General features: G+C 69.5%; 13 protein-coding genes. 8 read left to right on the top strand and 5 right to left on the bottom strand.

From position 1 onward, the window contains the following. Window positions 1-67: 67 nt before the first annotated feature. On the top strand, window positions 68-442 hold the full coding sequence (locus NWFMUON74_RS15865) for a nuclear transport factor 2 family protein (RefSeq protein WP_187688547.1): 375 nt from the start codon (window positions 68-70) through the stop codon (window positions 440-442). A gap of 96 nt (window positions 443-538) precedes the next feature. On the opposite strand, the gene NWFMUON74_RS15870 is transcribed toward NWFMUON74_RS15865, so the two are convergent. Both NWFMUON74_RS15870 and NWFMUON74_RS15875 read right to left on the bottom strand, forming a co-directional pair. Next, window positions 539-1,672 (bottom strand): DUF4873 domain-containing protein, encoded by a 1,134-nt coding sequence (locus tag NWFMUON74_RS15870; RefSeq protein ID WP_187688548.1) that lies wholly within the window; start codon window positions 1,670-1,672, stop codon window positions 539-541. Next, entirely contained in the window at window positions 1,669-2,583 is a 915-nt protein-coding gene (locus tag NWFMUON74_RS15875; protein ID WP_187688549.1) for an AurF N-oxygenase family protein, read from the bottom strand. The genes NWFMUON74_RS15870 and NWFMUON74_RS15875 overlap by 4 nt, the downstream gene beginning before the upstream one ends. 99 nt (window positions 2,584-2,682) lie before the next feature. Here NWFMUON74_RS15875 and NWFMUON74_RS15880 point away from each other — a divergent pair, with 99 nt between their 5' ends. Together NWFMUON74_RS15880 and NWFMUON74_RS15885 are read left to right on the top strand one after the other, a co-directional pair. Then, the gene (locus NWFMUON74_RS15880) at window positions 2,683-3,420 is read left to right on the top strand and encodes a TetR/AcrR family transcriptional regulator (RefSeq protein ID WP_187688550.1); all 738 of its coding nucleotides are present in this window, start codon (window positions 2,683-2,685) and stop codon (window positions 3,418-3,420) included. Window positions 3,421-3,474: 54 nt separating this feature from the next. Next, entirely contained in the window at window positions 3,475-4,191 is a 717-nt protein-coding gene (locus tag NWFMUON74_RS15885; protein ID WP_187688551.1) for a DUF6882 domain-containing protein, read from the top strand. Between the two features lie 21 nt (window positions 4,192-4,212). On the opposite strand, the gene NWFMUON74_RS15890 is transcribed toward NWFMUON74_RS15885, so the two are convergent. From NWFMUON74_RS15890 to NWFMUON74_RS15900, 3 genes are all read right to left on the bottom strand, one after another. Further along, window positions 4,213-4,959, bottom strand: a complete 747-nt coding sequence (locus NWFMUON74_RS15890; RefSeq protein ID WP_187688552.1) for a TIGR03943 family putative permease subunit — start codon at window positions 4,957-4,959, stop codon at window positions 4,213-4,215. Next, window positions 4,956-5,918 (bottom strand): permease, encoded by a 963-nt coding sequence (locus NWFMUON74_RS15895; RefSeq protein ID WP_187688553.1) that lies wholly within the window; start codon window positions 5,916-5,918, stop codon window positions 4,956-4,958. Before NWFMUON74_RS15895 ends, NWFMUON74_RS15890 begins: the two co-directional genes overlap by 4 nt. A gap of 672 nt (window positions 5,919-6,590) precedes the next feature. Then, window positions 6,591-7,799 carry a DUF418 domain-containing protein gene (locus NWFMUON74_RS15900; protein ID WP_187688554.1) on the bottom strand — a complete coding sequence of 403 codons (1,209 nt, stop codon included), beginning with the start codon at window positions 7,797-7,799 and terminating at the stop codon, window positions 6,591-6,593. Window positions 7,800-7,940: 141 nt separating this feature from the next. Between NWFMUON74_RS15900 and dop the strand changes: the two genes are divergently transcribed. The 5 genes from dop (at window position 7,941) to pafA (ending at window position 13,092) form a co-directional block, all read left to right on the top strand. Next, entirely contained in the window at window positions 7,941-9,440 is a 1,500-nt protein-coding gene (dop, locus tag NWFMUON74_RS15905) for a depupylase/deamidase Dop (protein WP_187688555.1), read from the top strand. Between the two features lie 160 nt (window positions 9,441-9,600). Then, window positions 9,601-9,795 (top strand): ubiquitin-like protein Pup, encoded by a 195-nt coding sequence (locus NWFMUON74_RS15910; RefSeq protein WP_187688556.1) that lies wholly within the window; start codon window positions 9,601-9,603, stop codon window positions 9,793-9,795. After that, a complete protein-coding gene (prcB, locus tag NWFMUON74_RS15915) occupies window positions 9,771-10,652 on the top strand; it encodes a proteasome subunit beta (RefSeq protein WP_187689194.1) in 882 nt (293 codons plus the stop codon). Before NWFMUON74_RS15910 ends, prcB begins: the two co-directional genes overlap by 25 nt. Then, on the top strand, window positions 10,649-11,434 hold the full coding sequence (prcA, locus tag NWFMUON74_RS15920) for a proteasome subunit alpha (RefSeq protein ID WP_187688557.1): 786 nt from the start codon (window positions 10,649-10,651) through the stop codon (window positions 11,432-11,434). The genes prcB and prcA overlap by 4 nt, the downstream gene beginning before the upstream one ends. 299 nt (window positions 11,435-11,733) lie before the next feature. Continuing rightward, window positions 11,734-13,092 (top strand): Pup--protein ligase, encoded by a 1,359-nt coding sequence (gene pafA / locus NWFMUON74_RS15925; RefSeq protein WP_187688558.1) that lies wholly within the window; start codon window positions 11,734-11,736, stop codon window positions 13,090-13,092. Window positions 13,093-13,293: the final 201 nt, after the last annotated feature.

Genomic DNA, 13,293 nt, shown 5'->3' on the forward strand with positions numbered 1-13,293 from the left:
ATCGGCGCCCGCGACGATTACCTGACGCGTAATCGACTCCCGGCATCCGGTCGCGGATGCTGTTCTCATGAGCGAATACGAAACCACCGAATACGAGACCATCGCACAGCGCTACATCGACTCCTGGAACGAACAGGACGCGGACAAGCGGCGGGCCCTGCTCGCGGAGGTGTACACGCCGGACGCCACCTACACCGACCCGCTGGCCGCGGTGACCGGACTCGATGCCATCGACCAGGTGGTGTCCGGAGCGCAACAGCAGTTCGCGGGCCTGCGATTCACCTTGGGCGAGCGGGTCGACGGCCACCACGGCATCGCCCGGTTCACCTGGAATCTCGGCGCCCCCGGCGCCGAGGCGCTGGTGGTGGGCTTCGACGTGATCGTTCTCGAGCAGGGCCGCATCGCCCAGGTCCACGGCTTCCTGGACAAGGTGCCCGGCTGAGACATCGGTGCGCACGGGGATCCCTCAGCGGTTCGCCGCTCTCCGTGCGCACCGAGTTGCGTTGCCGCCGGACGTCTTTCGCCCGCACACCGCGCGTCACCGGATCGGGGCGGACTCCAGCGGAAACGGCGGAGCGCCCACCCCGGCGATACGCAGATTGCCCCACGGATCACGCTCCTGCAGCGTCGCGTCCACCGGAACACCGCCGGGCAGTGTGAGCCGGACGTGTCCGCGTCCCGGATCGGGGAGATCCGCCGGGTTCGCGGCGGACACCCGGCCGTACCAGTGGTACCGGCCGTCGATCGGATCCGGATGGCCGTTCAGGGTCACCGTCACCGGCAGCTCGGCACCGGGCGCGTCCAGTCTGGCCGGACCCGAATACTCGTGTGCCGCTTCCCGTTCCGCGGAAACCGTCAGATCGAAATGCCTCGGGTCGGGGCGTCGGACCGCCCGCCGATACGACGCGCTCGACCCCGGCCAGGCGACCCGATCGACGCCGTCCGAGTCGCGGTACGCGCCGGAACCACCACTCGCCGCGGCCGCCGCCCTCGCCCGCAGCCGCCGATTGAACTCGTGTTGGGTGGCCGCCCGCACCTCGATCCGATCGGCCGCCGCCCGCCGCATCAGCTGCATGCATCGCCGGACATACCCGGCCTGGGCCTCGAGCACGGCACCGGTGCGACGGTGCCCGCCAAGGGAATTCGGCCCGGCCACGAGAAACAGGTTCGGGAATCCGTGCACCGTCGTGCCGAGGAACGCTTCCGGCCCGGCGCTCCACGCCTCCGCGAGCGTCCGCCCGCCCCGGCCCGTGATGGGCTGCCGGGCGAACCGCGCCGGATCGTGCAGCGGTCCGACCGCCGACACCAGCAGCCGTGGACGCCACTGCAGCCCGGCGGCGGTGCGGACGTCCCAGCGGTCGGTGGCCTCGTCGAATTCCAGAGCCGCCACCGCCGACCCCACCCGGATATGCGGGCGCAGACCGTCGCGTTCGACTGTGCGCCGCAGGTCTTCGCGAACCTCGCCCCGGGCGAACAGCCGCGTCCCGAGCGAGGCCCGGAATCGGGGCGCGATCTCCCGGCCGCAGTGGGAGCAGCGGTCCGCACCCTCGGCCTCAATGAGGTCGTCGCCGCGCGCCAGCACGACGAAATCCTCGATACCCGCCCGGCGCAACTCCCGCGCGAGGGCTATCCCGCCGAAACCGGCCCCCACGATGACGATGTCGGCACTCACAGCAGCCCTTGCCGCCGCCACAACCACTTGCCGGCCGGACCGATTAGCCCCTGCTTGTCCAGGAACGCACCGAGATTCGCCGCTCCGGTGCCCAGCGCCCGCTTGGCATGCGGATTGGCGCGCGCCACCCGCCGCGCCGCCCGTCCGTCCAGCCCGGCCCGGTCGTACATGTGCCGGTTGGTCATCAGGTGGACGAACAACGGCGCCGCGATCGCGACACACAACCGCGTATAAGCCGATTCGGCCCGCGACATGGTCGGCGCCCGCCGCGCCAGCGCGTCGCGCGCGAACCCGATATGGCGCGCCTCCTCCGTGACATGGATGCGCATCACCCGCGACACCAGCGGCTGCAACTGCGGATCGTCGAGGGTGCGCCGCTGCAGCGCGTCGAAGATCTCCTCACCGACCAGCGCGCCCACCCAGGTCATCGACCCGCGCAGGAACAGCTGCAACGACGAGATGACCAGCCGCGCAGGTGGTTTCGGCCAGTAGGGCCGCGCCTCGATCCGGTCGATGAGTTTGCCGAACATCATCATGTGCCGGCACTCGTCGCCCATCTCGGTGAGCGTGTAGTGCGACTGGCGCGTGGTCGGGTCGCCGTTCATCAATTCCCGCAGCAGCAGCCGGTTGAGCAGGTTCTCGAACCAGATCCCGACCGACAGCACATTCGCGAGCTCCTGCCGCGACAGCTCCCGGCGCTGCTGCGGCGTCATCGCATCCCACAGCGCCGTGCCGTAGAGCGAGACCACCTCCGGCGGCAGGAACAGTTTCTCCGGGTCCAGCGGCGCGTCCCAATCCAGATCGACCACCGGGTCGTAGGACTTGCGCACCGAGCCGGTGAGCAGGCGCTGCGCGAAGGACTCCGCGGGGAGCGACGCGGTACCCCGAGGCGGCACGACGGCATTGTCCATGACGGCTCTCTCATTCGCTCGATTACTGATACATGTTGTAACACTCAGATTAATGAGACAGCTTGTATCGGTCAATAGTCCGGCGGGTATCGTTGCGGTGTGACCAAGACCAGCGGAAAGTCCGGAGCGCGGCAGACCGGAGCCGCCGTCGACGGCCGCAGCACCCGCTGGAGCGGCCACAAGGAGCAGCGGCGGGCCGACGTCCTGGATGCCGCGGTCGCGGTGATCGAGGAGCACGGCGTCGAGGTGTCGGTGCAGCAGATCGCCGACCGCCTGCGGCTGCCGCGCCCGGTGGTATACCGGCATTTCGACGGCCGCGCCGACCTGGACGAGCAGATCCGGCGGCGCATCCTGGAGTCGCTGCTGGCGGAGTTGCTGCCGACGCTGCGCGCGGACGGAACGGTGAGGGACGCCGTGCGCGGCGCGGTGGGTACCTATGTCGGCTGGGTGGCCCGGCATCCGCAGCTGCACCGATTCCTGTCCGGCGCTGCGCCGCAGGGTGATTCGTCGCAGGCGCTGGCCGGGGCCCGCGATCGGATCGGCGGGCAGCTGTCGGATCTGTTCGCTGTCACGCTGGCGCGCTTCGGGATCGAGACCGACCGGGCGCGGCCGATGGCGCTGGGCATCATCGGCTTCGTCGACGGCGTTGTCGAGGGCTGGCGCGCGGATCCGGCGACCTCGCTGACCTCCGAGCAGGTCGAGGGCATTGTGTCGGCGTCGGTGCTGGCGATCTTCGAGGGCAATGCGCGCGGTCTCGGCGTTCCGCTGCAGCGCGATACGATGGTCGCGGATCTGCTGGAGCGGGCGGATACGCCGCGCGTGCAGCAGGTTTCGTGACTCGATCGCCCGGCTCGTGTGGTGCTGGGCGGTCGGTTTTACTAATCTCCCAGCGTGCCCCTGTCACCGACCCTGACCGATCTGCTCGACGACGCCGCGCTGCTGTCGCTGGAGCACCAGATGCATCTGACCGACCTGCTCGGGGAGCATTCCTGGCGGTGTGACGTGAGCGGTGGCCGGCTCGAGTTCGTCGGCGCGGGCGCGACGTTCGTGTGCACCGAATTCCATCTGCTCGGGACCGCCGCGCCCGAGGCGGGGTCCTGGCTGTGGTCGTGGGCGAACCCACGCGGATTTCCGGCGCCGGTCACCGAGGTGGCGGAAGCGGTGCGGTACTTCGGCGTTCAGCACCGGATCGCCGAATTGGCCACCGCGGAGCTGCCGTTCGCCACGGTGTCCGGGGCGAGTCCCGAGCCGCCGCAGGTGGTCGGGGTACTGATGGAGGCCGCGAAGATCATCACCGGCCGCTGGAGCGGGTACAGCGCGGTGGTCGGCCACGACGGCGCCCGCGCGGCATTCCTGGTGGAGCACCCCGAATTCCGGTTGCCCCAGCCCGAACCGGCCCGCCTCGCCGCGATTCTGACCCGGGCCGCGGCCGGGCTGACGCTGTCGGATCAACGCCGCGCGGTGCGCAGCTACCTGCGCCGCCGCGGCCTCGTCGCCGACCTCGACGCGACGCGCCGCCATCTGACGTTCACCGGTCCGGACATCTTCGGCACCGTCGAGTTCGACGCGTACGGCCGGATCAGCTCCGTGCACGCGAAATCGACGTAGCGGGCGGCCCGGTGCGCGCGGTCAGCCGTAGACGCGGGCCGGGGTGCGGACCGGATGCCATTCGGCCACCCGGAATGTCGGCGTCATCTGGGTTTCGGGGCGGGCGCTGTTCGGTTCGACCTTGCCGCGCACCGAGACCCAGGTGTCGTCCGGCGGCGGGTCGTCCAGGCCGGTGAGGTGGACGCGCAGCAGCTGGGCGTCGGCGACGCAGCAGGTGATCACCAGCCGCGCCAGGTCGACGCCCGCCCGGCTGCCGTCGGGACGGGGTGCGCCGTCGTTGTCGGTGCGCACGATGAAGCCGATGACGGTGACCTCGCGGCGGTCGAGTTCACCGCTGGAATCGTAGGAGGCGCGGTCGATCAGGTCGTACATGCGGATCGTCGGGGCCACACCGGCGGGCAGCGGGCCGAAGGGGAATTTCCCGTCGTCGGTGCCCGCGGGTGCGCCGACGCTGGCCTGCGCGGTGCTCCCGGACTGCACCGAACCGGCGCCCAGCGCGGGCGGCACCACGATCAGCAGGGCCGCGATCGGCGCCAGCAGCAGCCATTGCGAACGGCCCGGGTGATGGTCGGAATCGGCTGCGGCCCAGCCGGTTCTGATATCGCGGCCGATCACCACCAAGGCCAGGAGCGTCAATGCCGCGCCGCTGGCGATCAGATACGGCTGCAGGCCGGGTTTGACGTAGCGCAGATAGGTGTCGTCGAGCGCGATCTTCAGCACGGCGCCGCCGATCAGCAGCAGGACGAAGTTCTGTGTCACGCGGTTCATCGCGCCCCCAGGAAGATCAGCCCGGCCAGGGCGCCGCAGCCGGTCGCCACGGCGAAGGTCACGGGTGCGAAGCGCAGGGCGAACCGGCGGCCGAAGGTCCCGGCCTGCATCGCGGCCAGTTTCACGTCCACCGCGGGGCCGACGACGAGGAACACCAGCCGGGGCAGCAGCGGCAGGCTGGACATGCTCGCAGCCACGAAGGCGTCGGCCTCCGAGCAGAGCGCCAGCAGCACCGCCAGCAGCGCGAGCACCAGGATCGACACCAGCATCTGCCCGGCCAGGCTCCGATACCAGTCGGCCGGGACCAGCACGTGCAGTGCGGCCGCGGCGGCGGCCCCGACCACCAGAAACGCCGCGGCTTGCAGGAAGTCGTGCCGTGCGGCCTCGGTGAACACCTGCCAGCGGGAGCGGCCGGGCGACCAGTGCTCGTGCCCGCGCGGTTGCGCGGTGAACCATTCCGGCCGCCCGAACCGGGCCCAGAGGAAACCCATCACCAGCGCGGTGGCCAGGGAACCGGTGAACCGCGCGGCGACCATGCCCGGCTCGCCGGGGAAGGCCACCGCCGTCGCGATCAGCACGACCGGATTGACCGCGGGCGCCGACAGCAGGAAGGCGAACGCCGCGGCGCTGGGCGCGCCCTGATCCATCAGCCTGCGCGAGACCGGCACGGCGCCGCATTCGCACCCCGGCAGGGCGACCCCCGCCAGCCCCGCCACGCCGATGGCCGCGGACTCGTTGCGCGGCAGCAGCTTCCGCAGCAGATCGGGGGACACGAAGGCCGCGATACCGCCGCTGACCACCACGCCGAGTACCAGAAACGGCACGGCTTGCACGAAAATGCCAGTAAATACCGTTGCGCCCGTCCGCAATTCGGCACCGGAGCCGAACCACCCCGCGATCGGCCCCGCGAACACCAGCCCGAGCGCCAGCAACCCGGCCAGCACATACGTCGACCACATCCGCGCACCCGGGTGAGACGTGCGCTCCCCGCCCGCGCCTGCCCCGTGCGCTCCCGCGCCACCGAGAACGCTGCCGTGCCGCCCGGCCGTACCTGGCCCATGTGGTGTCGCGTCGTCGAGTGCGGGGTTGTGCTGCCCTGTGGTGCCTGGCGCATGTGGTGCCGCGCTGTGCGGCCCGCTCGTGCCTGGCCCATGTGGTGTCGCGTCGGCGAGTACGGCGGCGCGCTGCACGGCCGTGTCTCCTGGCGCATGTGGTGTCGCGGCGTTGTGCTGCTCGGTTGTGCCCGGCGCATGTGGTGCCGCGCCGCCGAGAACGGGGCTGTGCTCCTCGTTCGTACTCGATCGATGGGGTGTCGGGTCGGCGAGTACGGTCGCTGGGGTCTGGTCCGCTACTGATTTCGGCTGTTCGTGCGGCATCGATCGCGCCTCTGGCATCGACACTTTCAACCCCCGTTTGCTGGTGACGTTCCGACCGATTCCGCGATACTGCCCGGGAGACCCGGCGCGTGTGATCTCACCGGAGCGAGCAAAACGCATGATCGCACATCCGGGTGACAAGGAGCTGCCCATGCCTGGCGGTTCGCCGTGTCGGCGGCAGCGGTTCGCCATGCGGCGGCACCATAGGGGAGGAGGCTCGGGGCCCGCGACCCATGACCTCCCCGAGGCGGACCGCTAGGCTGCTCGCCGCCGAGTGATCGCTCGATAGCTGTTGTGCCACAGCCACTCCACCGGCCCGCGCTCGAACAGGCGCAGCCACAGGTGTGCGAACACCACCATGACTACACACACCGTCAGATAGACCGCCATCGTGAACGGCACCCGATCGCCCGGCGAGACGCGCGCCGCCATTCCCAGACCCCAGCCGTAGCACAGCGCCGAGGCCACCAGATTCTGAAGGATGTAGCAGCTCAGGGCCATTCGCCCGACCTCGCTGAAGCGGCGGCCCGTGAATCCGGCGGCGTCGCGGCCGACGTAGAACTGCGCGACCAGGGCCAGAATGCCCAGCGAGACCAGCGGCGCGGTTCCGTAGCGGGTGAACAGCACCAGATCGCCGTCCCACAGGCCCAGTCCCAGATCCAGCGGTGCGGCGACCCCGAAGCCGAGCACCATGAGCCGCCGCCGCAGCCGTCGCCCCGCCGGTTCGAACAGCCCGGCCCGGAACAGCCGCGTGCCGAGCAGGAACAGCGCGACCGACATCGGGAACACGAAAACCGCCTCCAGCCGGAACATCCCGGCGTTCTCCACCCGGAACGACGCCAGCTCCCAGAACGAGCCGTCGGCGTACGGATTAGGGTCGAGCGGCCGGGCCTCGCCCGAATCCTGTTGTGCCGGTAGCGCCATCGCCGCCGCGATGGCCGTCAGCATCGCGACGTGCACCGTGGCCGCGACGACCAGCCAGCGGCGCTGGGCCCGCTCGCTCGTCGCGAGCAGGTACGCCACCACCGCCCCGGTGACCGCGTACCCCATCAGCACATCGAACTCGGCGACGAACAGGAAGTTCAGCAGCCCGTCGAGAAACAACAGCGCCGCCCGCCACGGATAACCGCCGGGCCAGGGCCGCCCGCCCCGCACCGCGGACCGCTGCTGAATGGCCAGCCCGATGCCGAACATGATGGTCAGCAGGCCGAGGAACTTGCCCTGCGCCAGCTGCTGCAGCACCCGTTCGGTCCAGCCCCAGCCGCCGGTCGGACCGCCGAGGTCCTGGACATATCCGATGAGACCCGCCGGATCGGTCAGGATCCAGATGTTGGTACCCAGCGTGCCCAGGATGGCGATCCCGCGCAGCACGTCGAGGGCGGGCAGTCGCGCGGGCCGGGGAGTGGCGGGCGGCGCGGCGAGATCGGGGCCGGGCGTGTCGCGCCGGGCGAGCGATTCGGTCATGCCGACCATTCTCATACGATCGTATGGTGCTGGTCGTCCGCCATCCGGAGGACATCGGCCTACGACCTGAGACCGACACCCGCGGGCCACGCCCGCACCCGGGATCGCCCCGGCCGCTCGCCGGTCGCCTAGGCTCGGGTCATGCAGCGCATCATCGGAATCGAGGTCGAGTACGGCATCTCCACGCCTACCGAGCCGTCGGCCAACCCGATTCTCACGTCCACCCAGGCGGTGCTGGCGTACGCGGCGGCGGAGGGCGTGCCGCGCGCCAAGCGCACCCGCTGGGACTACGAGGTGGAGTCGCCGCTGCGCGACGCTCGCGGTTTCGATCTGGGCCGGCTCAACGGGCCCGCCCCCGTGATCGACGCCGACGAGGTCGGCGCGGCGAACATGATTCTCACCAACGGGGCCCGGCTCTACGTCGACCACGCCCACCCGGAGTACTCCGCGCCCGAGGTGACCGACCCGCTGGACGCGGTGATCTGGGACAAGGCCGGCGAACGCGTGATGGAAGCCGCCGCCCGCTACGCCTCCAGCGTGCCGAACGCGCCCCGCATGCAGCTGTACAAGAACAATGTCGACGGCAAGGGCGCCTCCTACGGCACCCACGAGAACTATCTGATGAACCGCGACACGCCGTTCAATCAGATCATCGTGGGCCTCACGCCGTTCTTCGTGTCCCGGCAGGTGGTGTCGGGGTCCGGGCGCGTCGGGATCGGGCAGTCGGGCGACCAGGCCGGTTTCCAGCTGTCGCAGCGGTCGGATTACATCGAGGTCGAGGTCGGTCTGGAGACCACGCTCAAGCGCGGCATCATCAACACCCGCGACGAGCCGCACGCCGACGCCGACAAGTACCGCCGCCTGCACGTGATCATCGGCGACGCGAATCTGGCCGAGTGGTCCACGTATCTGAAGGTCGGCACCACGGCGCTGGTGCTGGACCTGATCGAGGCGGGGGAGGACCTGTCGGATCTGCAGCTGGCCCGCCCGGTCACCGCGGTGCACACGATCAGCCACGACCCCACCCTGCGCGCCACGGTGGCGCTGGCCGACGGCCGCGAGCTGACCGGCCTTGCGCTGCAACGGATCTACCTGGACCGGGCGGAGAAGTTCCACGGCCGCGAGGGCACCGACGACGCGCGCGTCACCGACGTCCTGGAGAAGTGGGCGCACGTGCTGGACCTGCTCGAGCGCGATCCGATGGAAACCGCCCACCTGCTGGACTGGACCGCGAAACTGCGCCTGCTCGAGGGCATGCGCAGCCGCGAGGGCCTGGGCTGGGCCGCGCCGAAACTGCACCTGATGGATCTGCAGTACTCCGACGTGCGGCTGGACAAGGGCCTGTACAACCGCCTCGTGGCGCGCGGTTCCATGGAGCGGCTGGTGTCCGAGCAGCAGGTGGTCGACGCGATGACCGCCCCGCCGACCGACACGCGCGCCTACTTCCGCGGCGAATGCCTGCGGCGCTTCGGCGCCGACATCGCCGCCGCCAGCTGGGATTCGGTGATCTTCGACCTGGGCGGCGACTCGCTGGTGCGCATTCCCACCCTCGAACCCCGCCGCGGCACCAAGTCGCATGTCGGGAAGCTGCTCGACGGTGTCGACACCGCCGCCGAACTGGTCGAACAGCTCACCACCTAGCGTGCCCGCGGTCGGGCGCGCCGGGCCGGAACGCAGGTCGCGGGCGGGCCACATTGCGAGGTAATCCGGCAAGTTGTCCCCGACGCTGGGTAGTGTTGAGGCACGAGCATCGGATTTTCTCCGATGCTCGCCGATATCAGTACAGAGGAGGTCGGCTGCTATGGCACAAGAGCAGACCAAGCGCGCCGGTGGCGGCGACGAGGATGACGAGGCGGTCGGCGCGGAAGCGGCCGGACAGGAACGTCGCGAGAAGCTGGCGGAGGACACCGACGACCTGCTCGACGAGATCGATGATGTGCTCGAGGAGAACGCGGAGGACTTCGTGCGCGCATATGTTCAGAAAGGCGGCCAGTGACATCAGGTGACCCCTTGCGGCTCCACACGGGGTACGCCCTGTCCTCCTTCTCCGAATACCTGCGTGAGGTAGCGCCGGAACTGTTGCCCGGCAACGGTTTCGGTCGCGCCGGCGCGGGCCCGGCGGGGGCGTCGTCGCAGGACATCGCCCCGCACGGCACCACCATCGTCGCGGTCAGCTACCGCGGCGGGGTGCTGATCGCCGGCGACCGGCGCGCCACCCAGGGCAACCTGCTGGCCAGCCGGGACATGGAGAAGGTGTACATCACCGACACGTTCTCCGCGGCCGGTATCGCCGGTACCGCGGGCGTGGCGGTGGAGATGATCCGGCTGTTCGCCGTGGAGCTCGAGTACTACGAGAAGATCGAGGGCGTCCCGCTGACCTTCGACGGCAAGGCCAACAAGCTGTCGAAGATGGTGCGCGACAACCTGCCCGCGGCCCTGCAGGGCCTCGCGGTGGTGCCCATCCTGGTCGGCTTCGACCTCGAGGCCACCGACCCGGCCCGGGCCGGGCGCATCGTGTCCTACGACGTGGTCGGCGGACGCAGCGAGGAGCGCTTCGGCTACACCGCCGTCGGCTCGGGGTCGATGTTCGCCAAGTCGTCGCTCAAGAAGACGTACCACCGCGACATCGACGAGGAGAACGCGCTGCGCATCGCCGTCGAATCGCTGCTGGACGCCTCCGACGACGACACCGCCACCGGCGGGCCCGATCTGATGCGCAACATCTTCCCCACGGCGGTCACCATCAATGCCGAAGGGGCGGAGGAGGTTTCGGACGAGCGGCTGGCGGAGATCGCCCGGGCGATCGTCGAGCGGCGCGGGGTGTCGGATCGGGAAGGGAGCGCCACAGCATGACACTGCCGTATTACGCGTCGGCCGAACAGATCATGCGCGACAAGACCGAGCTTGCGCGCAAGGGCATCGCACGAGGCCGCAGTGTCGTGGTGTTGGTGTACGACAAGGGCGTGTTGTTCGTCGCCGAGAATCCGTCGGCGACACTGCACAAGGTGAGTGAGCTGTACGACCGGGTGGGGTTCGCCGCGGTCGGCAAGTACAACGAGTTCGAGAACCTGCGCCGGCACGGGATCCTGCAGGCCGACCTGCGCGGCTACCAGTACGACCGCCGCGACGTGACGGGCCGGGCGCTGGCGAACATGTTCGCCTCGCTGCTCGGTTCGATCTTCACCGATCAACTCAAGCCGTTCGAGGTGGAGATCTGCATCGGCGAGGTGGGCTATCCGGAGCAGGCGCAGAACGCGGTCCTGTACCGGGTCAATTTCGACGGCTCCATCGTGGACGAGCGCGACTACGTGGTGATGGGCGGCAACACCGAGCCCATCGTCAGCGCGCTCAAGGAGACCTATCAGCCCGGCCTGGAGCTGCGTGCGGCGATCAAGCTGGCCTTGGAGGCGCTGCAGAAGGGCACCCCCGAGGGCGACAAGGACAAGCGAGTGCTCGGTGTCGGCACGCTCGAGGTGGCGACACTCGAGCAGGCCCGGCCGCGGCGGTCGTTCCGCCGCATCGCCGGCCCGCAGCTGGAGGCCCTGCTCACCGACGAGAAGACCGGTAAGAGCAAGGCGAAGCCGAAGGACTCCGGCCCCGAAACCCCCAGCGCGGGAGACCCTTCCAACGCCTAGCGCGTGTCGACCATGCCCCCTGCACCCCGACGGATGCAGGGGGCATGCTCATGCCCCAGGAAGGGTCGACCCGCTAAAAGCCGCCTTCTGATTACCTGTCCGGTTTGCGGTCCGGCTCGGTTTTCGGGGGTCACTGCGCAAGCGACGAAGGAGCAAGCAGTGACCCCCGAAAACCGAGCCACAGGGGACCGCAAACCCGCGGCGCCGAAGGCGTCGCCAAGAATATCGTTGCGAACCCGTTTGCATCGGCTTGGGCGCACAGCCCATTTCGGGCAGGGCATAGCTGTAATGTCGATGGTGTGCAGCGACGAATCATGGGGATCGAGACCGAGTTCGGGGTGACGTGCACGTTCCACGGGCACCGTCGGTTGAGCCCGGACGAGGTGGCCCGGTATCTGTTCCGCCGGGTGGTGTCCTGGGGCCGTAGCTCGAACGTGTTCCTCCGCAACGGTGCCCGTCTGTACCTCGACGTCGGCTCCCACCCGGAGTACGCCACGGCCGAGTGCGACTCCCTGGTGCAGCTGGTCACCCACGACCGGGCCGGTGAGCGGGTGCTCGAGGAGCTGCTGATCGACGCCGAGCAGCGCTTGGCGGAGGAGGGCATCGGCGGCGACATCTACCTGTTCAAGAACAACACCGACTCGGCGGGCAACTCCTACGGCTGCCACGAGAACTTCCTGGTCGTGCGGGCGGGCGAGTTCTCCCGCATCTCCGACGTGCTGCTGCCGTTCCTGGTCACCCGGCAGTTGATCTGCGGCGCCGGCAAGGTGCTGCAGACGCCGAAGGCGGCGACGTTCTGCCTGTCGCAGCGGGCCGAGCACATCTGGGAGGGCGTCTCCTCGGCGACCACGCGGTCGCGCCCGATCATCAACACCCGCGACGAGCCGCACGCCGACGCCGAGAAGTACCGGCGCCTGCACGTCATCGTCGGCGACTCGAACATGGCCGAGACCACCACCATGCTGAAGGTGGGCACGGCGGCGCTGGTGCTGGAGATGATCGAGGCCGGGGTCTCGTTCCGCGACTTCGCCCTCGACAATCCGATCCGCGCCATCCGTGAGGTGAGCCACGACCTGACCGGCCGCCGCCCGGTGCGGCTGGCGGGCGGACGCCAGGCCAGCGCCCTGGACATCCAGCGCGAGTACTACGCCCGCGCGGTCGAGCACCTGCGCAATCGTGACCGCGACCCGCAGGTCGACGCGGTGGTGGACCTGTGGGGCCGCACGCTCGACGCGGTGGAGGCGCAGGATTTCGCGAAGGTCGACACCGAGATCGACTGGGTGATCAAGCGCAAGCTGTTCCAGCGCTACCAGGACCGCTACAACATGGACCTGTCCGATCCCAAGATCGCCCAGCTGGATTTGGCCTACCACGACATCAAGCGCGGCCGCGGCGTGTTCGACCTGCTGCAGCGCAAGGGCCTGGCCAAGCGCATCACCGAGGACGAGGCGGTGGACGCCGCGGTCACCACGCCGCCGCAGACCACCCGCGCGAAGCTGCGCGGCGATTTCATCACCGCCGCCCAGGAGGCGGGCCGCGACTTCACCGTCGACTGGGTCCACCTGAAGCTGAACGACCAGGCCCAGCGCACAGTCCTGTGCAAGGACCCGTTCCGCTCCGTGGACGAACGAGTGGACCGCTTGATCGCGTCGATGTGACGGTCCTGCGCAAGCGGTGTCGATGCCGCTCCGTGGACGAACGGGTGGATCGCCTGATCGCGTCGATGTGACGGTCCTGCGCAAGCGGCGTGGATGCCGCTCGGTGGAATGTGTGGACCGCCCGATCGCGTCGATGTAGGCGAATCGATGGCTTAATCGTGCGCCGGGGCGCATGTGTCGGCGCGGGCAGATTACTCTGTG

The sequence above is a fragment of the Nocardia wallacei genome, assembly GCF_014466955.1.
In the GTDB taxonomy this organism is placed as follows: domain Bacteria; phylum Actinomycetota; class Actinomycetes; order Mycobacteriales; family Mycobacteriaceae; genus Nocardia; species Nocardia wallacei.